The sequence below is a fragment of the Mycobacterium sp. IDUB_5 genome, from assembly GCF_055419565.1.
The window spans coordinates 513698-535065 of the sequence record NZ_JBVAXX010000004.1 but is presented as its reverse complement, the minus strand read 5'-3'; the positions used below and the strand labels follow the sequence as shown (position 1 = coordinate 535065).

Sequence of the window (21368 nt, the reverse complement as noted above, 5' to 3'; positions counted from 1 at the left end):
GACGTCGTACGTATTGCGTTTCCCCGCCCGAAATCCACGGTAACCCCGTGCGAGAGGGCTCAAACCGGACCGGATGACGCCGCCGCATCCACCGGTGGAGTGTTACAGGATCGAGGCGTGAGATCGGCCTCAAAACAACCGCGAAACCCCCTCTGACGTTGGGTCATCGTTGAGATTTCTCACGATCGGTGACGCTTCCTTAAATGATCGTGATGTGCGTTGTGTCCGAATCGTTATGTGCCAACGGCTAATTTGGTGGCGTGAAGCTGGATCTGCTGATGCCCGGCATCGAGGTGGGGCTCGTCACCACGAACCTCGACGCGATGACCGCGTTCTACGAGGGGTTCCTCGAACTCGAGCCGCAAGGGGAGATCGCCTTCGCGGGCGGATCGCAGCGCCGCTACACGCTCGGCACGTGCGTGCTGAAGCTCGTCACCTACGACACCCCGCCCGCCCCCGCGATGCCCGGCGGCGGGCGTGCCCAGGCCGGCCTGCGGTACTTCACGATCGGGGTTACCGGGTTGCGCGACGTCGCGGCGGCGTTCGAGGCGTCGCCTTATCAGATCGTCGAGCCGCCGACGGAGTTCGCGCCGGTGCCCGGGATGGGCTTCATGTTCGTCGCCGACCCCGACGGCAACCACATCGAACTGTTCGGCACCCTATGAGCCAGCCCGGGTACCCGCCCCCACCGCCCGCGGCCTGCTACCGGCACCCTGACCGGGGAACCTACGTCCGCTGCACCCGCTGCAACCGCTTCATCTGCGGGGAGTGCATGCACAGCGCGGCGGTCGGTCATCAGTGTGCGGAGTGTGTCGGCGCGGGCGCCCGGTCGGTCCGCCAGGCCACCACTCCGTTCGGCGCGGTCGCGCGCCAGTCGACGACGCCGGTGATCACGTACGCGCTGATCGGGCTCAATGTCGCGATGTTCGCGCTGCAGATGGCGCTGCCCGGCTTGGAGCGCGCGCTGGCGCTGTGGCCGATCGCGGTCGCCGACGGCGAGTGGTACCGGCTGTTGACGTCGGCGTTCCTGCACTTCGGGTTCGCACACATCGCGTTCAACATGCTCGCGCTCTACTTCGTCGGTCCGCCGCTGGAAGTGGCGCTGGGCCGGCTGCGGTTCGCTGCGTTGTACCTGCTCAGTGCGCTGGGCGGCTCGACGCTGGCCTACCTGCTGACGCTGAACGCGCTCACCGCCGGTGCCTCGGGTGCGGTGTTCGGACTCTTCGGCGCGACGTTCGTCGTGGGCAAGCGGCTCAACATGGACGTCCGCGGCGTCGTCGGGGTCATCGTCTTGAACCTGGCGTTCACGTTCGTCTTCCCGTTGATCAGCTCGCAGAACATCAGCTGGCAGGGCCACGTCGGCGGGTTGATCACCGGCGCCGCGGTGGCCGCGGTCTTCGCCTATGCACCGCGCGCGCAGCGCACCGCGGTCCAGGCCGGCGCGTGCGCCGCGATCCTCGTCCTCCTGGTCGCCATCGTGGTGTGGCGCACGGCGGACCTCCAGGCGACGTTCGGGCTGTGACCGGTTAAGCGGACAAGCCCGCCGCGCCCGCGACAGCCTCCAGGGCAGCCAGGTGCTCGTCGACCGTCGTCAGGCCGGCGCCCATGGTGTTCACCGTCAGATGCGTGGCGCCGGTCTGCTGCCATGACTCGATCGCCGCGACGGCGGCGTCGAGATCGCCCTGCCAGCTGACGCGTCCTTCCATCCCGATGCTCGCCGGATCTCGTCCAGCGTCGCGGGCCGCCTGGTCCACCACGGCACGCGCCTCGTCGAGACGCGGCCCCGGCGCGAACATCGGGAACCAGCCGTCGGCGAGCCGGCCCACCCGGTCATAGGCCCGCGGCGACGCCGCGCCGATCCACAACGGGATGGGACGCTGCACCGGCAGCGGAGCCACGCCCGCGCCCACCACGCGGTGATGACGCCCCTCGAAGGTCACCGAGCGCTGGGTCCACAGCCGGCGCAGCAGCTCCATCTGCTCTTCCGACCGTTTGCCCCGATCGCGGAAGTTCTCGCCGAGCGCCTCGTACTCGACGGCATTCCAGCCCAGCCCCACACCAAGCCGGAACCGCCCGCCCGTCAACAGGTCCACTTCCGCGGCCTGCTTGGCCACCAGCGCGGTCTGGCGCTGCGGCAGGATGATCACGCCGGTGACCAGCTCCAGCGTCGTCGTCACGGCCGCGAGATAGCCGAACATCACCAGCGGTTCGTGGAACGTGGTGTCCACGTCGTACGGGCCTGCCCAATCGCGGTGCACGGCCGGGTCAGCTCCGAGCACGTGGTCGTAGGCGAGAAGGTGGGTGAACCCGAGTTCCTCGACCCGCTGCCCCATGGCGCGCACCGCGCCGGGGTCGCCGCCGAGCTCGGTTTGCGGAAAAACCACGCCGATGCGCATACCGGGGCCAACCGCCACAGCGTGGAAATTAGTCCGTCCGGGTAGAAAGGGTGGGTGTTCGGTTTACCGGAGGGCATCCGCGCGTGCCTGTTCGACCTCGACGGAGTGCTCACCGACACCGCCAGCGTGCACAAGCGGGCGTGGAAGGCGATGTTCGACGAGTTCCTCCGGCAGCGTGACGGCGACGACTTCACCCCGTTCGACATCGGCTCCGACTACGACGACTACGTCGACGGCAAACCGCGCGGGGACGGGGTGCGGTCCTTCCTGCAGAGCCGGCACATCGACGTCGACGACGCGACCGTGCGCCGGCTCGGCGACCAGAAGAACACGGCCTTCCAGCACACCCTGGAGAAAGACGGGGTCGAGGTGTTCGACGGATCGCGCCGCTACCTGCAGGCGGTCGCCGAAGCCGGGCTGCGCCGCGCCGTGGTGTCGTCGAGCGCCAACACCAAACAGGTTCTCGAGATCACCGGTCTGGCCCAGTACGTCGAGGTGCGCGTCGACGGCGTGACGTTGCAGGAGGAGCACCTGCGGGGCAAGCCCGCACCGGACAGCTTCCTGCGGGCCGCGGAACTGCTCGACGTGGCAGCGGGCGATGCCGCGGTGTTCGAGGACGCGCAGTCGGGTGTGGCCGCCGGCCACGCCGGGCACTTCGGAAGCGTCGTCGGCGTCGACCGCGTGGGGCAGGCCGACGCCCTGCGCGACCACGGCGCCGACATCGTCGTCACCGACCTCGGGGAGCTGCTCGACCGATGATGATCACCGACGAGGCCTTCCCGGTCGAACCGTGGCAGATCCGCGAAACCCAGCTCGTGTTCGACCTGCTGCCCCAGACGGAGTCGATCTTCGCACTGTCCAACGGCCACATCGGTTTACGCGGCAACCTCGACGAAGGGGAACCCTTCGGTCTGCCGGGCACCTACCTCAACGGGTTCTACGAGACGCGGCCTCTGCCCTACGCCGAGGCAGGGTTCGGCTACCCGGAGGACGGCCAGTCGATCGTCGACGTCACCAACGGCAAGCTGATCCGACTGCTCGTCGAGGACGAACCGTTCGACGTCCGCTACGGCGAGCTGCTGTCCCACGAACGGGTGCTCGACATGCGGGCGGGCACCCTGACGCGGACCGCGGAGTGGAAATCGCCTGCGGGCAAGCATGTTCGGGTGACGTCCGTGCGGTTGGTGTCGCTCGCGCAGCGCGGTCTGGCCGCCATCGAGTACATCGTCGAAGCGGTCGACGACCCCGTGCGCGTCACCCTGCAGTCCGAGTTGGTGGCCAACGAGGACCAGCCGGCGCCCTCGGACGATCCGCGGGTGGCGTCGGTCCTGAAGAACCCGCTGAAGGCGATCCAGCACGAGGTCAGCGACAACGGCGCGGTGCTGATCCACCGCACCCGCAACAGCAAGCTGATGATGGCTGCGGCGATGGATCACGTCGTGGACGCGCCCGGACGCGTCGACATCAGCGGCGATGCCGGTGGTGACTGGGCGCGTACCACCGTGGTGTGCGCACTGGAGCCGGGTGAAAAGCTGCGCCTGGTCAAGTATCTCGCCTACGGCTGGTCGAGCATCCGGTCCCGGCCCGCCCTGCGCGACCAGGTCGCCGCGGCCATCGCCGGCGCCCGCTACACCGGCTGGGACGGGCTGCTCGACTCACAGCGGGAGTATCTCGACGACTTCTGGGACAGCGCCGACGTCGAGGTCGACGGCGACGCCGACTGCCAGCAGGCGGTGCGGTTCGGCCTCTTCCACGTCATCCAGGCCAGTGCCCGCGCCGAACGCCGCGCGATCGCCGGCAAGGGTCTCACCGGTACCGGCTATGACGGCCACGCCTTCTGGGACACCGAGGGTTACGTGTTGCCGGTGCTCACCTACACCGCGCCGCACGCCGCCGCCGACGCGCTGCGGTGGCGGTCGTCGACGCTGGGCCTGGCGCGCGACCGCGCCAAAGAGCTCGATCTCGAGGGTGCCAGTTTTCCGTGGCGCACCATCGCCGGCGAGGAGTGCTCGGCGTACTGGCCGGCAGGTACCGCCGCGTTCCACGTCAACGCCGACATCGCGATGGCGTTCGACCGCTACCGCGTGGTCACCGGGGACGACTCCCTCGAAAAGGACTGTGGTCTGGCGGTTCTCGTCGATACAGCGCGGCTGTGGATATCGCTGGGGCACCACGACCGCGATGGTCTGTGGCGCATCGACGGCGTCACCGGCCCCGACGAGTACACCGCGGTGGTGCGCGACAACGTGTTCACCAATCTGATGGCGGCCAACAACCTGCGCATCGCCGCGGACGCCTGCCACCGCAATCCCGACGCCGCGGCGGAACTCGGCGTCGACAACGAGGAGACGGCCGCGTGGCGCGATGCCGCCGATGCCGTGCACATCCCGTACGACGAAGACCTGCGCGTGCATCCGCAGTGCGACGGTTTCACCACCCTGCGGGAGTGGGACTTCCGGGAGAACACGGAATACCCTCTGCTGCTTCACGAGCCGTACGTCCGGCTGTATCCCGCACAGGTGGTCAAACAGGCCGACCTGGTGCTGGCCATGCAGTGGCAGAGCCACGCGTTCACGCCCGAGCAGAAGGCCCGCAACGTCGACTACTACGAGAAGCGGACCACCCGCGACTCGTCGCTGTCGGCATGTACGCAGGCGGTGATGTGCGCCGAGGTCGGCCATCTCGAGCTCGCCCACGACTACGCCTACGAGGCCGCTCTGATCGATCTGCGCAACCTGCACCACAACACCGGCGACGGTCTGCATCTGGCGTCGCTGGCGGGCAGCTGGACCGCGCTCGTCGGTGGCTTCGGCGGACTGCGGGACGACGAGGGCATGCTGAGCCTCGACCCACACCTGCCCGCGGGGATCAAGCGGCTCTGTTTCCGGTTGCGCTGGCGCAACTTTCGCGTCACGGTCGAGGCCGATCACTCGTCGGTGACCTACACGCTGCGCGACGGCCCGCACCACCGCCTGACCATCCGGCACGCCGGTGAACCGCTGGAGATCAACACGGACTCACCGACCACGGTGCAGGTTCGCCCGATCACCCCACTTCTGCCGCCGCCGACCCAGCCGCCCGGCCGCGAGCCGATGCGTCGGCATTTGCAGAAATCAGACCTCGAGCCGTGATCCGATGACGACCGTGCGTTCCAGCGGCAGTCCGAAATAGGCGGCCGCGTCCGAGGTGATGTAGGACGTCGCGATGAACAGCCGCTTGCGCCACCGCGCCATCGACGGCCGATCGCCTTCGCACAGTTCGAGTTTCGACAGGAAATAGGTCGCGTTCGCGAGGTCGAGCCGGCCTTCGGTCTGCTCGGGTTCCAGCATGGCCAGCACCCTCGGCACGTTGATGTGCTCCATGTAGCCGAACCGGGCGACCACGTGCACGATCCCGTCGTCACGCGGCCCGAGCTCGTCGACGCTGAGGCGCTCGGAATCCGGGATGCGGGGCACCGGCTCGGTCGTCAGGCTCATGATCACCACGTGCTCGGCCAACACGTGGTTGTGTTCGACATTGGTGCGCATCGACAGCGGCGCCGTGTCGTCGCCCCTGTTGAGGAACACGGCCGTGCCCGGCAGCCGCACGAGAGGCGGGTCCATCGAGCGCAGCCCGTCGATGAACTCCTGCATCGGGCCCTCGACCTCGCGGCGTTCCGCGGTGACGATCACCCGGCCCCGCTGCCACGTCGTCATCACCACGAACGCGACGACGGCGATCAGCAGCGGCAGCCATGCCCCGTGCACCAGCTTGGTCATATTGGCGGCGAAGAACATCAGGTCGACGGTCAACAGCACCGCGCCGCCACCGATCACCAGCCACAGCGGGGCGCCTGCACGGGTGCGGGCGATGTAGAAGAACAGCAGCGTGGTGATCGTGATCGTGCCGGTGACCGCCATACCGAACGCATAGGCCAGCGCAGACGAGCTGCGGAAGGCGAACACCAGGATCAGCACGGCGACCATCAGCATCCCGTTGATCCAGGGCACGTAGACCTGCCCCATCGCGGTGGCCGATGTGTAGTGGATGCGCAGCCGCGGCAGGTACCCCAGCTTCGCAGCCTGCGACGCCACCGAGAACGCGCCGGTGATCACCGCCTGCGAGGCGATCACCGTCGCCGCGGTGGCCAGCAGCACGATCGGGATGCGCCCCCACTCGGGCACGAGAAGGAAAAACGGTGCGGAGACGTTCCGTTCGTCGGCCAGCACCAGCGCGCCCTGCCCGAAGTAGTTGAGCGTGCAGGCCGGCAACACCAGGCCCAGCCAGCCCACGGTGATGGCCTTGCGGCCGAAGTGCCCCATGTCGGCGTAGAGCGCCTCAGCGCCGGTGACCGCGAGCACGATCGCCGCGAGCGCGAAGAACGCGATGTGGAAGCGTCCGGACAGGAACTCCAGCGCGTGGGTGGGGGAGAGCGCCCAGAGGATGTCGGGATCGGCGACGATGCCGCGGATGCCGCACGCACCGATCACCGCGAACCACAGGATCATCACCGGACCGAAGAACCGGCCGACGGTTTCAGTGCCACGGCGCTGCACGGAGAACAGGATCACGATGATGACCGCCGTCACCGGCACCACGAAGTCGGCGAACCCGGGGTCGATCACCTTGACGCCCTCGACCGCCGAGAGCACCGAGATCGCCGGGGTGATCATGCTGTCGCCGAAGAACAGCGCCGCGCCGAACACGCCGAGAGCGGCCAACACCGACGACACCCGCCGGGTCGACGGTTTCGAGAACTTCTTGACCAGCGTGATCAGCGCCATGATGCCGCCCTCGCCGTGGTTGTCGGCGCGCATCACCAGCGTGACGTAGGTGAACGTCACGATCATCATCACCGACCAGAAGATCAGCGAGACCACGCCGTAGACGTGGTCCCGCGTGACCGGCACCGGGTGCGGATCGTGGGGATCGAAGACGGTGGCCAGCGTGTAGATCGGGCTGGTGCCGATGTCGCCGAACACCACACCCAGTGCCCCGACCACGATGGCCAGGCGGAGTGGATGGCGACCAGTGTTCTCGGTGATAGTGGACAGTGTGACCGATCCTCCGGCCGTTCAAGCGTCCGACGCACTTGACGTCCTCTACGCGGCGCGCCCGGAGGACTTCACCGCGCGCCGCACGGAATTGGCGGCGGCCGCCAAGCGTGCCGGCGACGGTCCCGCGGCGACACAGATCCGCGGCAGCCGTAAACCGACCGTCGCGGCATGGGTGGTCAACCTGCTGGCGCTCAAGGGAACGGCGCGAACACAACTGACCGATCTGCGGACACGCCTGCGGGACGCGCACGCGGCGATGGACGGTGAGGCGATCCGCGCGCTGACCACGCAGCAACGCCGGCTGGTTGAGGAACTGAGCCGGGCCGGATTCGTCGCCGCCGGGATCACCGACCCGTCGGCCGCGCTGCGCGACGACGTCGTCTCGACACTGCAAGCCGCCGTCGCGGATCCGGACGTGCTCGCTCGACTCGGCCGGCTGACCAAGGCCGAGCAGTGGTCCGGTTTCGGCGACTTCGGCGTCGCCACGCCGGTGACGGCGACACGCGCCCCCGCCCGGCCCGCCGCGCCGGCCGAGCCGCCCCGACGAGGGCCGCCCCCGGCGCTGACAGCGGCGTTGGCACGACAGGCGGACGCCGACGCCGCGCTACCGGAGCTGCAGTCCGATCTGGCCGTGACCCGGCTGCGGGTCGAGGATGCGCGACGCCGCCTCACCGCCGCCGAAGAGGCGCTGCACGCCGCCGAAGAGGCGCTGCGCACCGCCGAGGACGCGTACGAGGCCGGCAAGCAGACGAGCCGGGAGGCTGCGGCGGCTGTCGCGGCGGCCCGATCGGCACGCTGATTCCCGCTACCCTGGGCACAGGCATCCACACAGGGAGGCGCGGGAGATGAAGCTTCGAGTGCTGCCGTATGTCACTGTCGAGGTCGACGACCGGCTCCGGCGCAGATTGCGGCTCGCCGGGGATCGCTGGCGGCTGAACATGCGGGCCTACCTGCTCAGCGCCGCCGACGATGTCGACACGGCCGTCGACACCGCTGGGGATCGCGTTCGCGGGCTGTGTGACCGCGCGGTCAACCGCATCGACTCGGTGGCAGCCACGGTCACCGACAAGATCGGGCCGCAACCGTCGGCGCAGCCGGAACCGCAGGAGCGGCCCCGGCTGCGGGTGGTCAAGAGCGAGCGCGCCAGCTAGCTGCTAGGCCCGCACCCGGCCGGTGCGGCCGCCGACGAAGAACGAGCCGGCGAGCACCAGTACACCCACCACCGCCACTGGGATCGACCACGACCGCCGCGACGACAGCGCCGAGTCGCACTCGGCCACGAAATCCTTGTGCGGGATGATCTCGTTGAGCACCGGCAGGTTCGCGAGATTCTTGCTGTCGACGTCGCGCGCCTGGGACAGATCCGACGCGATCGCATTGCCGCACCCGATGTCGCCCTGGGGTCCCGGCACCGATACCGGCACCAGCAACGCGATGACTCCGACGAGCAACACCACCGCGCCGACGAGCATGACAACTCTCCGCAGATTCATGGCGCAGGGAGTGCCCAGTTCTGTGATGACGAAACAAGATCGATCATCGGCGCCCGCCGAGCCGGGTGGGCAGCAGCCCGTCGGATGTGCTGTCCTTGTCGGGTGATCGGCCATGGGGTGACCGTCCTGCTGTCGTTGTTGGCGGCGGTGTTTCTGGCCATCGGCATCGTGGTGCGGCAGCGGGCCACGCTCGACGTGCCGGCCGAACACGGTGTCAGCAGCAAGATGGTTCTGACGCTGATCCGCAGGCCGCTGTGGTGGGCGGGCACGGCAGCGGCGATCGCCGGCTACGTCTTCCAGGCGCTGGCGCTGGCCAACGGTTCGCTGCTGTTGGTGCAGCCGATCCTGGTGTCGGCGCTTCTGTTTGCGCTGCCCCTGTCGGCCCGGCTGGCCCATCGTCGGGTCACCCGCGCGGAGTGGGCCTGGGCGCTGCTGCTCACCGCGGCGCTCGCGGTGTTCGTGGTGCTGGCCAAGCCCAGCCCCGGCGACTACGAGGCCTCACTGAGCACGTCGGCGATCGTCGCCGTGGTCTGCACGGTGCTGGTGATGGTCTGTGTCGTGGTCGCTCTGCGCAGTGCCGACTGGCGGCGGGCGGTGCTGCTGGCGGTCGCGGTCGGTGTGTTGTTCGGCGTCGTCGCGGTGCTCACGAAATTGTTCATGCACGTGCTGACCCACGAGGGCCTCCTCCCCGTCATGATCACGCCGGTGCCTTACCTCTTGGTGGTGCTCGGAGTGATCGCGGTGCTGCTGCAGCAGTCGGCGTTCCATGCGGGATCCCTGCAGACCTCGGTGCCGACGATGTTGACCCTGGAGCCCGTGATCGCGGTCATCCTGGGGGCCGTCGTGCTCGGCGAACAGCTCGACGTCAGCCGCCTCGATGCCGTGGCGCTGACAGTCGCGACGCTGGCGATGGCCGCGGGCACGATCGCGCTGGGGCGCGACGAAGGCGCCTACGAAGAGCGATTGACCGCTACCGAACTCGCAGAGCGTCAGGCTGCCTCGGGCACCGAGTAGCCGACGGAGGCGGCCCTGTCCCGCAGCGCCAGCCGCAGTCGGGTCCGGCCGCGGTGGACGCGGGACATCACGGTGCCGATCGGCACCTGGAGCCGGGTGGCGATCTCTCGGACCGCGAGGCCCTCGATGTCGCTGTAGTACACCGCGGTGCGGTAGTGCTCGGGCAGGGAGCGCATCGCCGCTGCGATCGCCGGATCGCCGAGGAGCGCCAGCACCTGATCTTCGGGGGAGTGCGCGACACCGGCGCGTTGATGATGGTTCAGCAGTTGGCGTTCGGAGAACTCGTCGGTGAATTCCAGGGTCGGGCGTCGCTGCGCTCTGCGGTGCTCGCTGATGTGGGCGTTGACCATGATTCGGTAGAGCCAGCCGGCCAGGTTGGTGCCCTCGGTGAACCCGCCGAACGACGCGAACGCCTTGACCGCCGTCTCCTGCAGCAGGTCCTCGGCGCTCAGCGGGTTGCGGGTCAGTCGCACCGCGTGCCCGCGCAGCTGACGCAACAGCGGCACCGCGTCGCGTTCGAATCGTTCGGTGAGCTGGATTTGATCGGTCATCGGGGCTCCTCGGCAACGCGTGGATGATGCCCTTGACTCTTCCGCCGGGCTGCCCCCGCGTCTGCCCGGCTGACCTCCAACCCGGCGGCGGACAACCACCGCAGCCTCTACCGGCTAGCCCCCACTCCAGGACGTCCAGCGGTGGATCTGGATGCTGATCACTGGCCCGGTGAGCGCGACCTTTTCGTACTGCGGGTACTTGGCGCGCAGCGCCGCGTACCCCGCCGCCACGGTCTCGCCGGCGTCGTGGATCGTCGCCGTGCCGTCGGCACGGACCCACCACAGCCGTGACCAGTCGTCGTCGTAGTGCTCCACCAGCAGGCTCACCGCCGGCTGGTGGGCGATGTTGTCCAACCGGCGCAGCCGCTGCGTCGACTTGGGCTTCGCGTCGACGGCGGTGAAGACCACGTCGTCGCGATCGGCGGCCATCGCGAACACCACCGGGACGACGTGAGGAGCACCGTCGGGGCGCACGGTGGCGAGCACCGCCACCGGTGCGCCACCGAACTCGGCGACAGGCCGGGACATGCTCACCGGCTCAACCCTAGGCGCGAACAGCGCCGCCAGGTTATGGTTCACCGCGATGACACGGCCAGGTAATCGCCGCGCCACTGCGCAGCCTCCTGCTCACCGGAAGGTCTCAACCATGCCCTCTGCCAACGCCACTGGACGTCTGTCCCGCTTCTTCGCCTGCGCCGCCTCCGCCCTGCTGGTCGTCGGCGCCGCGGCATGCGCCCCGCCGGAGAAGAACGATTCCGGCTCGCAGACGCAGTCCGGCGCCAAGGCATCGGAGGCCACCTCGGCACAGGACTTCGGTGGCATGGACGGCCTCGTCGAGGCGGCCAAAGGCGAGGGTGAGCTGAATGTGATTGCGCTGCCGCCAGATTGGGCCAACTACGGGGCGATCATCAAGGCCTTCTCCGACAAGTACGGCATCAAGGTCAACTCCGCGCAACCCGATGCGTCGAGCCAGGACGAGATCAACGCGGCCAACCAGCAGAAGGGCCGCAGCAGCGCGCCGGACGTGTTCGACCTCGGCCAGTCCGTCGCCCTGGCCAACACCGCGATGTTCGCGCCGTACAAGGTGGCCACCTTCGACGACATCCCGGCTGCCTTCAAAGATTCGGGCGGAACATGGGTCAACGACTACGGCGGCTACATGTCGATCGGCTTCGATTCGGCCAAAGTCCCCCCGGTGACAGGGGTCAACGATCTCCTCAAGCCCGAGTACCAGGGCAAGGTCGCGCTCAACGGAGATCCCACCCAGGCCGGTGCGGCGTTCTCCGGGGTGCTGATGGTGGCGCTGTCGCAGGGTGGTTCGGCCGACGACATCGCCCCGGGTGTCGAGTTCTTCCGCAAACTCAAGCAGGCAGGCAACTTCCTGCCCGTCGACCCGACGCCCGCGACCATCGAGTCCGGACAGACGCCGGTGGTGATCGACTGGAACTACACGAATTCCAGTGAGACCAAGAAGCTTCCGTCGTGGACGGTGGTGGTGCCGCCGAATGCCGCCGTCGCCGGGTACTACTACCAGGCCATCAACAAAGAGGCACCGCATCCGGCGGCGGCGCGGCTGTGGCAGGAGTTCCTCTACAGCGACGAGGGTCAGAACCTGTACGCCCAGGGCGGGGTTCGGCCGGTGCGCGCCGACAACATGCTCGCCAACAAGACGTTGAACGCCGAGGTCGCCAAGTCGCTGCCGGTCGTGGACGGGCCGGTCACGGTGCCGACTCCCCAGCAGACCGAGGCGGCGTCGAAGTACCTGTCGGAGAACTGGGCTGCCGCGGTTGGCTGACATGCGCCGCGTCCGTGACGGCCTGCCGCTGCTGCCGTTCCTGGCCGTCGTCGTGGTGTTCCTGATCATCCCGACGGTCACCGTCGTGGTGAGTTCTGTCTACATCGACGGGGTGTTCTCGCTGAGTCGTATCGCGGCGCTGTTCACCGGAACCGCGCTCTCGGCTCTGCTCAACAGCGTGCTGCTGAGCGCCGCCACGGCCGTGCTCGGTGCGCTGCTCGGTGCGGTGATGGCGTGGCTGATCGTCAGCAGCCCACCGACGTCGATGGTGCGCCGGGCGGTGCTGTCGCTGTGCAGTGTGCTGGCCCAGTTCGGCGGTGTCGCACTGGCTTTCGCGTTCCTGGCGACGGTCGGTCTGAACGGTGTGCTGACGCTGTGGGTGCAGCAGGCCACCGGGTGGAACCTCGCCGGCTCGGGCTGGCTGTACGGCCTGGGTGGGTTGATCCTGGTCTACACCTACTTCCAGATCCCGCTGATGGTGATCGTCTTCGTGCCGGCACTCGAGGGGCTGCGCGAGCAGTGGCGCGAGGCGGCGGTCAGCCTCGGGGCGTCCACGTGGGACTACTGGCGAGAGGTGGCGGTGCCGCTGCTGACACCGGCGTTCCTCGGTTCGATGTTGCTGTTGTTCGCCAACGCCTTCGCCGCCTACGCGACGGCCGCTGCCCTGGTCAGTCAGGGCAGCCCGATCCTGCCGCTGCTGATCCGAGCATCTCTGGTCAGTGAGGTGGTGTTGGGGCAGGCCGGCTTCGCCTACGCGCTGGCACTGGAGATGATCGTCGTCGTGGCCCTGGTGATGATCGCCTACAACCTGCTGGTGCGGCGCAGCGCGCGGTGGCTGTCATGACGCGGGCGGTGCGCGGGCTGCTGTGGGTGGTCTTCGGGTTGTTCTTCTGCTTCCCGCTCTACGCGATGGCCGACTTCTCGACCCGCGACCTGATCTCCGGCGGACGCACCGGGCAGGCCTGGGCCAACCTGATCGCCGACGAGCAGCTGTACCGGGCCATCGTCGTGTCGCTGTCGCTGGCGGTCCTGACCGTCGTGGCGATGCTGATCCTGTTGGTGCCCACCATGATCTGGGTACGGCTGCGCGCCCCCTGGGCCAAGGGGCTGGTCGAGTTCCTGTGCCTGTTGCCGCTGACGATCCCGGCGCTGGTGATCGTCGTCGGCTTGCGCAACGTCTACCTGTGGGTCACCTACTTCCTCGGTGAGTCCGCACTGACGCTGACGTTCGTCTACGTCGTCGTGGTGCTGCCGTTCTCCTACCGGGCGCTCGATGCTGCGCTCTCGAGCATCGATCTGCAGACCCTCTCGGAGGCCGCGCGGTCGTTGGGCGCGGGCTGGGCGACGACGATCCTGCGGGTCGTGGTGCCCAACATCTGGTCGGGCATCCTGTCGGCCGCATTCATCTCGATCGCCGTCGTGCTCGGCGAGTACACGATCGCGTCGCTGTCGGGATACGAGACGCTCCAGGTACAGATCGTGACCATCGGCAAGAGCAACGGCCCCACCTCGGTGGCAGCGTCGCTGGCCACGCTGCTGTTCGGCTTCGCGCTGCTGCTGATCCTCTCGCTGGTCACCCGCGGCCGCCGCCACCAGACAGGAGTCACCACGTGACCGGAGTTGCCGTCGAGCTCACCGAGCTGACCCGTCTCTACGGCGAGACCAGGGCGCTGGACGGGCTGACCCTGCACATCGAGCCGGGCGAGATGGTGGCGCTGCTCGGACCTTCGGGCTGCGGAAAGACCACGGCACTGCGCATCCTCGCGGGCCTCGACGAGGCGACGTCGGGCACGGTGACCGTCGGCGGCGTCGACGTCAGCAGGGTGCCGGCCAGCAAGCGGGACATGGGCATGGTGTTCCAGGCGTACAGCCTGTTCCCGCATCTGACGGTGCTCGACAACGTCGCGTTCGGTCTGAAGATGCGCGGAAAAGCCAAGAGCGAGAGGCTTTCCCGTGCCGCCGACATGCTCGACCTGGTGGGCCTGGGCGCGCTGGGCAGTCGGTACGCGAAGGAGCTGTCGGGCGGTCAGCAGCAGCGGGTCGCGCTGGCCCGCGCGCTGGCGATCCAGCCCCGGGTGCTGCTGCTCGACGAGCCGCTCTCGGCGCTGGACGCCAAGGTGCGCACTCAGCTGCGCGATGAGATCCGGCGTGTTCAGCTCGACGTCGGCACCACCACGCTGTTCGTCACCCACGACCAGGAGGAGGCGCTGGCCGTCGCGGACCGCGTCGGGGTGATGAACAAGGGCAGGCTCGAACAGCTCGCGGCGCCCGCCGAGCTCTACGCACACCCCGCGACCCCGTTCGTCGCGGACTTCGTCGGGCTGAACAACAAGGTGCCGGCTTCTGTGTCCGGTGGACATGCGTCGCTGCTCGGTCTGTCACTGCCCGCGGCGCCGGGGTCCGTCGACGGTGAGGGTGTGGCGATGGTGCGGCCCGAGTCGGTGAGCGTGACCGCCGATCCGTCGGGTACCGCGACCGTGACGTCGGTGTCGTTTCTCGGGGCGATCTCACGAGTGCACCTGACGGCGGCCGACGGAGCGGCGCTGATGGCTCAGATGGCCAGCTCGGCGGCCCGGGACCTGCAGCCGGGGGAGCGGGTCGCGGTCGCAGTGGACAGCGACGCCGTGCTGGTCACCCCAGCGTGATTTCGGCGTGCTTATCGTCGGTCAGCGACGACAACCACGCCGGAATCACACGTCCTTGACCGGGTCGATGCCCAGGTCGCGGTAGCTCACCAGCGCGTGGAAGGGGATGCCGCGCCTGGCGAACCGCGCGGCCGCGATGTCCCCGCGATCGACCATGGGGATCACACCCGTGACCACCACCCCGAGGGGCGCGATGCGCTCGAGAGCCAGCTCGGTGGAGCCACCGGTGCTGATCACGTCGTCGACGAGCAGCACCCGGTCCCCGGACTGCAACCGGGTGCCCTCGATCCACTGCTCGCGGCCGCGGCTCTTCTGCTCCTTGCGCACCGAGAACCACGCCTTGCCAGTCACCATCGCCACGCCATGCGCAAGCGGGTCGGCACCCATCGTCAGTCCGCCGACGGCGTCGAACTCGATGCCTTCCGCCGCCGCCAGATCGGCCACCGCACGGCTGACCACCGACAGGCGCTCGCCCGTGTCGACCGCGAACTTGCCGTCGATGTAGTCGTGGCTGAGCTGACCACTGGCCAGCCGGAAGGGCTCCTCGCGACGCTCGTGCCCGCGCGTGCGGATCAGTTCGAACGCGGCCTGCCAGGTCTCGGGACGCTGCATCTGCTCGGGCATAGCGCGATGGTAGTGCCCGCCCCGAATCAGTGCCCGCGCGCCCGACGTGTCAACTCGACCGCGGCGGAACGCAATTCGTCGGCGGAATCGAGTGGTGAGGCGAAACCGATTCGGGTGTAAGCCATTCCGCGTTCGGTCATCAGCCGCAGATCCAGGCCGTAGCGATCCACGCCGGTGCACGAGGCGGTTGTCGTGTCGGGGTAGCCACCCAGCTCGCGGGCCATCGCGGCCAGCGCATCGGCGTGGTCGGCGTTGAGATGGGCGATGGCACCTGCGGCATGCGGGCTGATCGGGTCGGGCTGCGCCGCGGCATAGTCGGCGCCGCTCGTGGACTCCATGCGGCCGTAGCCACCGACCCATCGCACGCGGTCCACCCGCAGCACCCACAGCGTGAAGTCGGTGTAGTCGATGTAGTACTTGGCCGCGGCCACCGCCGAGAGGTGCGCATCGCGAGCCGCCGCCTGCTCGTCGCCGGTCGGTCGCTCCACACGACCAGCGACCGTGATGCGCGCATTGGCCAGCGGGTCGGACTCGGTGGCGGGGGCGACGATCGCGAGGCTCGCGCGCGGATCGGCCGCCAGGTTGCGGCCGTGCTCGGCGAGGTTCGACACGCACAGCACCGGAGCTCCGCCGAGGAGGCCGTACGTCACGAACGAGGCCCACGGGTCGCCGTCGCCGGTCAGCGTCGCCAGCGTTGCGGAGTTCGTCGACGCCGCGATCGTGCGGGCCTCCTCGGCCGCCGAGGGGCGCGCGGGATTGACGGGTTCGCGCAGCGGCGGCGGGATGGTCGGCGCATCGCCGGGGTCGCCGTGATCGCGGGGTCGGCTTCCGGACGTCACGACGGCACGATAACGCACTGACGCGCGCGTCGATTTCGGCCCGTCGTCAGCAAACTCGGATCGGGCCGCGGGGTTGTGCTGATGTGCGAGAATTGCCGAGATGGGGAGGATAGTCGGCGGCATCTCCTCGCTAGTGCGTCTGCCGGATTAGGGGGCATCATGGGGCGGCCCGCATCGCGTGCCTTCGCCGCTGCCGGTGCGCTCTCCATGGTTCTTTTCCTCGGCGGGGTGGGGTCTGGGATAGGTGTCGGGCCCGTCCTCGCTCAGCCGTCGGACGGCGACGGTTCCTCGCAGACGGACTCCGGCGGCACCGACAGCGGTGGTACCGAAGGTTCCAACAACACGTCGACGGACACCTCCGGCGGCTCCTCACCCTCGGTTGGCACCCCGGACACCGATTCGTCGGTCACCGTCGACACCGAACCCGAGGAACCGTCTCGCAACGGCGGCTCCCGTGAACCCTCCGAGCCGGACAGCCCGGAGCCACCCCGAGAATCCGGCAAGGTCGATTCGGGCCGCTCGCTGACGATCCCGGTACTGCGGCTGCCCGCCCCCGGTGAGATCCCCTCGGGCCAGCTGCCGCTGCCGCGAAATTTCTACACCACCGTCCAGATCCCCGTGCCGACGCTCACGCAGTTCCTCTCGGCCCTGTCGATCGTGCCGCCCGCGCCGCCGCCGGGCCCCGCGTTCCGGACCCAGGAGGAAGCCCCGGTGGTGGACGCCGCCACCGGGACCGCAGGCGGAGGGGGCGGCGGCGCAGGCGTAGGCCAAGATCCGACGGTGCTGCACGCGCCGCTGGTGGTGACCGTTCCGCGCGCCATCACGGTCGCCAGCCCCAGGGCAGGTACCCGCGCACCTGACGCCGTCGCCGCCGAGCCGGGTGTGACCGCGCCGGGCGTCGCCGGAGCGAGCACGCCGACGATCCGCGGCTCGATCGAACCGACGCCGGGGGCCGCCGCACAACCCATGGCCACCGGTGCGTCGGGGCCGCGACCCGAGGCGATGCCGCGCTCCATGGTCAGCCCGACCATCACCCAGCTCGCCGCCGTCGCGCTTCCCGGGCTCGCCGGCCTCATCCTGCTGACCTTCGGCGGGGGCGTGCTCGGCTACCGGCAGGCCAACAGTCTGAGGTTCGTCCGCACCGCCGGAGCGGAGCGTTTCCTCGCCTGAGCGTGGGGTCGCGGCGGCGGAACGGGTACAAGGACACCGTGATGAGACTGCCCTTCGCTGACTGGATCGTGCGACAGCGCTGGTACGCCGGTCGCACCCGCCAATTGACCAGTGCCGAACCGACCGCCGTGACTTCGCTGAGTGCCGACCTCGACCACGTCCTGCTCGACGTCGGCTACGGCGACGGCACCACCGAGCGCTACCAGGTGCTGATCCGCTGGAGCGACACCCCGGTGCCCGATTTCGGAGACCTCGCGGCCATCGGATCGGACCAGGACCGTTTCGCCTACGATGCGATGTTCGATCCGGCCGCGGCCACCCGCCTGCTCACGCTGATCGACGAGTCCGCGACGGTGGGCCCACTGACCTTCGTCAAAGAGCCCGGCGCCTCGCTGCCGCTCGACGCGGCGCCGCGGGTCTCGGGGGCGGAGCAGAGCAATACCAGCGTGATCTTCGGCAGCGACGCCATCCTCAAGGTGTTCCGGCGGGTGACCCCCGGCATCAATCCGGACATCGAGCTGAACCGGGTCCTCGCGCGGGCACAGAACACCCACGTGGCGACGCTGTTCGGATCGTTCGAGACCGGTCCAGAGGAGCCGTCGGCACTCGGGATGGTGACGGCGTTCGCGGCAGACAGCTGCGAGGGCTGGGACATGGCGACCGCGAGCACGCGCGAGGACTTCTCCGACTTCACCGGGGAGTCCCGACGACTGGGACAGGCAGTGGCCTCCGTGCACGCGGCGCTGGCCGACGCCCTCGGTACGTCGACCGTCCGGTTTCCTGTCGATACGGTGCTGCACCGGTTGCGCACTGCGGTCGACGCAGCGCCCGCGTTGGCTGAGCACGCGCCGCGGATCGAGGCGCGCTACCGCGCGCTGGCCGACGAGGCGATGGTGGTGCAGCGCGTGCACGGCGATCTGCACCTGGGGCAGGTGCTTCGGACCGAGGACGGCTGGGTGCTGATCGACTTCGAGGGTGAGCCGGGACAGCCGCTCGACGAGCGGCGCCGTCCGGATTCGGCGATGCGCGACGTGGCGGGTGTCTTGCGGTCGTTCGAATACGCCGCCTACCAGTTGGTGGTCGAGCGCAGCTCCGACACGAGCGACGACGGTGAACTGGCGGAGCGGGCGCGGCAGTGGGTGGACCGCAACAGCGCCGCCTTCTATGACGGCTATGCCGCCGGTGGCGGGGCGGATCCGGCTGCCGCGGCGCAGATCCTGGCTGCCTACGAGCTGGACAAGGCCGTCTACGAGGCGGCTTATGAAGCCAGGTTCCGTCCGTCGTGGCTGCCGATCCCGATGCGGTCGATCGAACGCATCGTGGGCAGCTGAAGACTGCATAAAAAGCTGGCAACCGTGGCCGCCCGGTAGGTCACCGCCGCTCTACGGCTCCTACTCCGGCCCGCCCGACCGGTGGCCTCGCGTCAAGACGCTCGCCCACTAGCGACCACGGCTGCAACAGCTCCCCAAAGCTAACACACCGATGCAGCAAAGACGCTGAACCTGGCGTCTAAGCGCGATGCCGCGCAACGTCTTTCAAGGCAGTCTTTTCACAGCGCTGTCTCAGTCGGTCTGCGCGCGCAGAACGACCGTCGTCCGCGCCGGCACCTTCAGCGTCTCCCCTGCGGGCTGAGCCTCGTCCGGCTGGCCGTCGGGAGTCAGCTCGGCGGTGTTGATCACCGGCACCCACGCCGCCCCGAACTCCTTGGGAGGCAGTGTGAAGTTGATCGGCTCGTAGTGGGCGTTGAAGCACAGCAGGAACGAGTCGTCGATCACGCGCTGGCCGCGGGCATCCATGTCCGGGATGCCGTGGCCGTTGAGGAACGCGGTCAGCGACTTCGCGAAACCGGCGCCCCAGTCCTCACCGGTCATCTCCGTGCCGTCGGGACTGAACCACGCGATGTCCGGCAGACCGGCGTCACCGCGGCGGCCGACGGGCTTGCCCGAGAAGAACCGCCGCCGCCGGAACACCGGATGGTTGGCTCGCAGCTCCGACACCGCCCGGGTGAAGTCCAGCAGACCGTCGTCGACGGTCGACCAGTCGATCCAGGTGATCTCGTTGTCCTGGCAGTAACCGTTGTTGTTGCCGCCCTGGGTGCGCCCCAGCTCGTCGCCGTGGCAGATCATCGGCACACCTTGCGACAGCAGCAGCGTGGTCAGGAAGTTGCGTTCCTGCTGGGCCCGCAGCGCGTTGATCTCCGGGTCGTCTGTCGGCCCTTCGACGCCGCAGTTCCACGACCGGTTGTGGCTCTCGCCGTCGTTGTTGTCCTCGCCGTTGGCCTCGTTGTGCTTCTCGTTGTACGACACCAGGTCGCGCAGCGTGAAGCCGTCGTGGGCGATGACGAAGTTGATGGATGCGACCGGCCGTCGCGCGGTGTGCTCGTAGAGGTCCGAAGAGCCGGTCAGCCGGTAGGCGAACTCGTCGAGGTTGGCGCCCTCACCGCGCCAGAAGTCTCGGACGGTGTCGCGGTACTTGCCGTTCCACTCGGTCCACTGCGGCGGGAAGTTGCCGACCTGGTAGCCGCCCGGGCCGACGTCCCACGGCTCGGCGATCAACTTGACCTGGCTGACCGTCGGGTCCTGCTGCACGAGTTCGAAGAACGTCGCCAGCCGGTCGACGTCGTAGAACTCGCGGGCCAGGGTCGAGGCCAGGTCGAAGCGGAACCCGTCGACGTGCATCTCGGTGACCCAGTACCGCAGCGAGTCCATGATCAGCTGCAACGAGTGCGGGTGCCGCACGTTGAAGCTGTTACCCGTACCGGTGTAGTCCATGTAGTACCGCTTGTCGTCGTCGACGAGCTGGTAGTACGCCGCGTTGTCGATGCCGCGCATCGACAGTGTCGGCCCCATGTGGTTGCCCTCGGCGGTGTGGTTGTAGACGACGTCGAGGATGACTTCGATGCCGGCTTCGTGCAGCGCCCGCACCATCGCCTTGAACTCCTGGACCTGCCCACCCGGGTTCGGGTTCGAACTGTACTTGGAGTCGGGGGCGAAGAACCCGATCGTGTTGTAGCCCCAGTAGTTCGACAGCCCCTTGTCGATCAGGGTCGAGTCGTTGGCGAAGTGGTGCACCGGCATCAGTTCGATCGCGGTGATTCCCAGCGATTTCAGGTGGTCGATGATCACCGGGTGCGCGACCGCGGCGTAGGTTCCGCGGATCTGCTCGGGGATGTCGGGATGGGTTTGCGTCAGGCCTTTGACGTGGGCCTCGTAGATCACGGAGTCGGCGTACTCGAGGTTGGGCGGTCGGTCGTTTCCCCAGTCGAAGTAGGGATTGACCACCACGGACTTGGGCATGCTCGCCGCGGAATCGTCGTCGTTGCGGCTGTCGGGATCCCCGAAGTCGTAGCTGAACAGCGACTGGTTCCAGTCGAATTGTCCGTCGATGGCTTTGGCGTAGGGGTCGAGCAGCAGCTTGTTCGGGTTGCAGCGCATCCCGTTGGGCGGGTCGTAGGGGCCGTACACGCGGTAGCCGTAGCGCTGGCCCGGCTCGATGTTCGGGATGAACCCGTGCCAGATGTACCCGTCCACCTCGGGCAGCGTGATGCAGTCGGTCTGCTCGCCGTTGACGTCGAACAAGCACAGCTCGACCTTCTCGGCGGCCTCGCTGAACAGCGCGAAGTTGGTGCCGTATCCGTCGTAGGTGGCCCCGAGAGGGTAAGCCTTGCCGGGCCACACCTCGAGCGCATACGAGGTGTCAAGCGAGGCGGCGGTCTGAGTCAAGGAGCTCTCCTGGTGTGCGTGCGGCGGGTGGCGGTAGGGGATGCCCACAACGGGGGTGCTGCAACCGTTCGTTATGTCACAGG

The 21368-nt window shown here is 68.5% G+C and carries 21 protein-coding genes; 13 read left to right on the top strand and 8 right to left on the bottom strand.

Annotated features, from left to right (window positions below; genetic code table 11):
- Window positions 1-278: 278 nt before the first annotated feature.
- Both ACZY1G_RS15700 and ACZY1G_RS15695 read left to right on the top strand, forming a co-directional pair.
- Entirely contained in the window at window positions 279-665 is a 387-nt protein-coding gene (locus ACZY1G_RS15700) for a VOC family protein (RefSeq protein ID WP_463823012.1), read from the top strand.
- Window positions 662-1522, top strand: coding sequence for a rhomboid family intramembrane serine protease (locus ACZY1G_RS15695; protein WP_463812757.1), 861 nt, complete (start codon window positions 662-664; stop codon window positions 1520-1522). Before ACZY1G_RS15700 ends, ACZY1G_RS15695 begins: the two co-directional genes overlap by 4 nt.
- A 4-nt stretch (window positions 1523-1526) precedes the next feature.
- Here ACZY1G_RS15695 and ACZY1G_RS15690 read toward each other — a convergent pair whose 3' ends face one another.
- Complete coding sequence (locus tag ACZY1G_RS15690; RefSeq protein ID WP_463823011.1) at window positions 1527-2396, bottom strand: LLM class F420-dependent oxidoreductase; 870 nt, start codon at window positions 2394-2396, stop codon at window positions 1527-1529.
- 54 nt (window positions 2397-2450) lie between these two features.
- On the opposite strand from ACZY1G_RS15690, the gene ACZY1G_RS15685 reads away from it, so the two are divergent.
- Both ACZY1G_RS15685 and ACZY1G_RS15680 read left to right on the top strand, forming a co-directional pair.
- The gene (locus ACZY1G_RS15685; protein ID WP_463822884.1) at window positions 2451-3155 is read left to right on the top strand and encodes a beta-phosphoglucomutase family hydrolase; all 705 of its coding nucleotides are present in this window, start codon (window positions 2451-2453) and stop codon (window positions 3153-3155) included.
- Window positions 3155-5527 carry a glycoside hydrolase family 65 protein gene (locus tag ACZY1G_RS15680; RefSeq protein WP_463814767.1) on the top strand — a complete coding sequence of 791 codons (2373 nt, stop codon included), beginning with the start codon at window positions 3155-3157 and terminating at the stop codon, window positions 5525-5527. The genes ACZY1G_RS15685 and ACZY1G_RS15680 overlap by 1 nt, the downstream gene beginning before the upstream one ends.
- Here the strand turns inward: ACZY1G_RS15680 and ACZY1G_RS15675 are convergent.
- A complete protein-coding gene (locus tag ACZY1G_RS15675) occupies window positions 5510-7420 on the bottom strand; it encodes a potassium transporter Kup (RefSeq protein WP_463823010.1) in 1911 nt (636 codons plus the stop codon). The two genes, ACZY1G_RS15680 and ACZY1G_RS15675, sit on opposite strands and share 18 nt — an antisense overlap.
- A 10-nt stretch (window positions 7421-7430) precedes the next feature.
- Here ACZY1G_RS15675 and ACZY1G_RS15670 point away from each other — a divergent pair, with 10 nt between their 5' ends.
- Both ACZY1G_RS15670 and ACZY1G_RS15665 read left to right on the top strand, forming a co-directional pair.
- On the top strand, window positions 7431-8231 hold the full coding sequence (locus ACZY1G_RS15670) for a hypothetical protein (protein ID WP_463822883.1): 801 nt from the start codon (window positions 7431-7433) through the stop codon (window positions 8229-8231).
- A gap of 46 nt (window positions 8232-8277) precedes the next feature.
- Window positions 8278-8583 (top strand): hypothetical protein, encoded by a 306-nt coding sequence (locus tag ACZY1G_RS15665; protein ID WP_463812754.1) that lies wholly within the window; start codon window positions 8278-8280, stop codon window positions 8581-8583.
- A 3-nt stretch (window positions 8584-8586) separates the two neighbouring features.
- On the opposite strand, the gene ACZY1G_RS15660 is transcribed toward ACZY1G_RS15665, so the two are convergent.
- Window positions 8587-8925: an aminopeptidase gene (locus ACZY1G_RS15660; RefSeq protein ID WP_463812753.1), complete on the bottom strand. Its 339-nt coding sequence runs from the start codon at window positions 8923-8925 to the stop codon at window positions 8587-8589.
- Between the two features lie 102 nt (window positions 8926-9027).
- Here ACZY1G_RS15660 and ACZY1G_RS15655 point away from each other — a divergent pair, with 102 nt between their 5' ends.
- Complete coding sequence (locus ACZY1G_RS15655; protein WP_463812752.1) at window positions 9028-9939, top strand: DMT family transporter; 912 nt, start codon at window positions 9028-9030, stop codon at window positions 9937-9939.
- Here the strand turns inward: ACZY1G_RS15655 and ACZY1G_RS15650 are convergent.
- Window positions 9915-10490, bottom strand: coding sequence for a sigma-70 family RNA polymerase sigma factor (locus tag ACZY1G_RS15650; protein ID WP_463822882.1), 576 nt, complete (start codon window positions 10488-10490; stop codon window positions 9915-9917). The genes ACZY1G_RS15655 and ACZY1G_RS15650 overlap by 25 nt on opposite strands.
- A 114-nt stretch (window positions 10491-10604) precedes the next feature.
- On the bottom strand, window positions 10605-11018 hold the full coding sequence (locus ACZY1G_RS15645) for a TIGR03668 family PPOX class F420-dependent oxidoreductase (RefSeq protein ID WP_463814765.1): 414 nt from the start codon (window positions 11016-11018) through the stop codon (window positions 10605-10607).
- A gap of 118 nt (window positions 11019-11136) precedes the next feature.
- Between ACZY1G_RS15645 and ACZY1G_RS15640 the strand changes: the two genes are divergently transcribed.
- The 4 genes from ACZY1G_RS15640 to ACZY1G_RS15625 are packed head-to-tail and all read left to right on the top strand — an operon-like array spanning window position 11137 to window position 14930.
- Window positions 11137-12285, top strand: a complete 1149-nt coding sequence (locus ACZY1G_RS15640) for an ABC transporter substrate-binding protein (RefSeq protein WP_463812750.1) — start codon at window positions 11137-11139, stop codon at window positions 12283-12285.
- Window position 12286: 1 nt separating this feature from the next.
- Window positions 12287-13129: an ABC transporter permease gene (locus tag ACZY1G_RS15635; protein WP_463812749.1), complete on the top strand. Its 843-nt coding sequence runs from the start codon at window positions 12287-12289 to the stop codon at window positions 13127-13129.
- Window positions 13126-13899: an ABC transporter permease gene (locus tag ACZY1G_RS15630; protein ID WP_463812748.1), complete on the top strand. Its 774-nt coding sequence runs from the start codon at window positions 13126-13128 to the stop codon at window positions 13897-13899. The genes ACZY1G_RS15635 and ACZY1G_RS15630 overlap by 4 nt, the downstream gene beginning before the upstream one ends.
- Entirely contained in the window at window positions 13896-14930 is a 1035-nt protein-coding gene (locus tag ACZY1G_RS15625; protein ID WP_463812747.1) for an ABC transporter ATP-binding protein, read from the top strand. Before ACZY1G_RS15630 ends, ACZY1G_RS15625 begins: the two co-directional genes overlap by 4 nt.
- Window positions 14931-14975: 45 nt before the next feature.
- Here ACZY1G_RS15625 and pyrE read toward each other — a convergent pair whose 3' ends face one another.
- Together pyrE and ACZY1G_RS15615 are read right to left on the bottom strand one after the other, a co-directional pair.
- Window positions 14976-15554 carry an orotate phosphoribosyltransferase gene (gene pyrE / locus ACZY1G_RS15620; RefSeq protein ID WP_463822881.1) on the bottom strand — a complete coding sequence of 193 codons (579 nt, stop codon included), beginning with the start codon at window positions 15552-15554 and terminating at the stop codon, window positions 14976-14978.
- 26 nt (window positions 15555-15580) lie between these two features.
- A complete protein-coding gene (locus ACZY1G_RS15615) occupies window positions 15581-16393 on the bottom strand; it encodes a HugZ family pyridoxamine 5'-phosphate oxidase (protein WP_463812745.1) in 813 nt (270 codons plus the stop codon).
- Window positions 16394-16552: 159 nt separating this feature from the next.
- Here ACZY1G_RS15615 and ACZY1G_RS15610 point away from each other — a divergent pair, with 159 nt between their 5' ends.
- Together ACZY1G_RS15610 and ACZY1G_RS15605 are read left to right on the top strand one after the other, a co-directional pair.
- On the top strand, window positions 16553-17563 hold the full coding sequence (locus ACZY1G_RS15610) for a hypothetical protein (protein WP_463822880.1): 1011 nt from the start codon (window positions 16553-16555) through the stop codon (window positions 17561-17563).
- Between the two features lie 41 nt (window positions 17564-17604).
- Window positions 17605-18894 (top strand): maltokinase N-terminal cap-like domain-containing protein, encoded by a 1290-nt coding sequence (locus ACZY1G_RS15605; protein WP_463822879.1) that lies wholly within the window; start codon window positions 17605-17607, stop codon window positions 18892-18894.
- Window positions 18895-19125: 231 nt separating this feature from the next.
- Here ACZY1G_RS15605 and glgX read toward each other — a convergent pair whose 3' ends face one another.
- A complete protein-coding gene (gene glgX, locus ACZY1G_RS15600) occupies window positions 19126-21285 on the bottom strand; it encodes a glycogen debranching protein GlgX (protein ID WP_463822878.1) in 2160 nt (719 codons plus the stop codon).
- Window positions 21286-21368 lie beyond the last annotated feature (83 nt).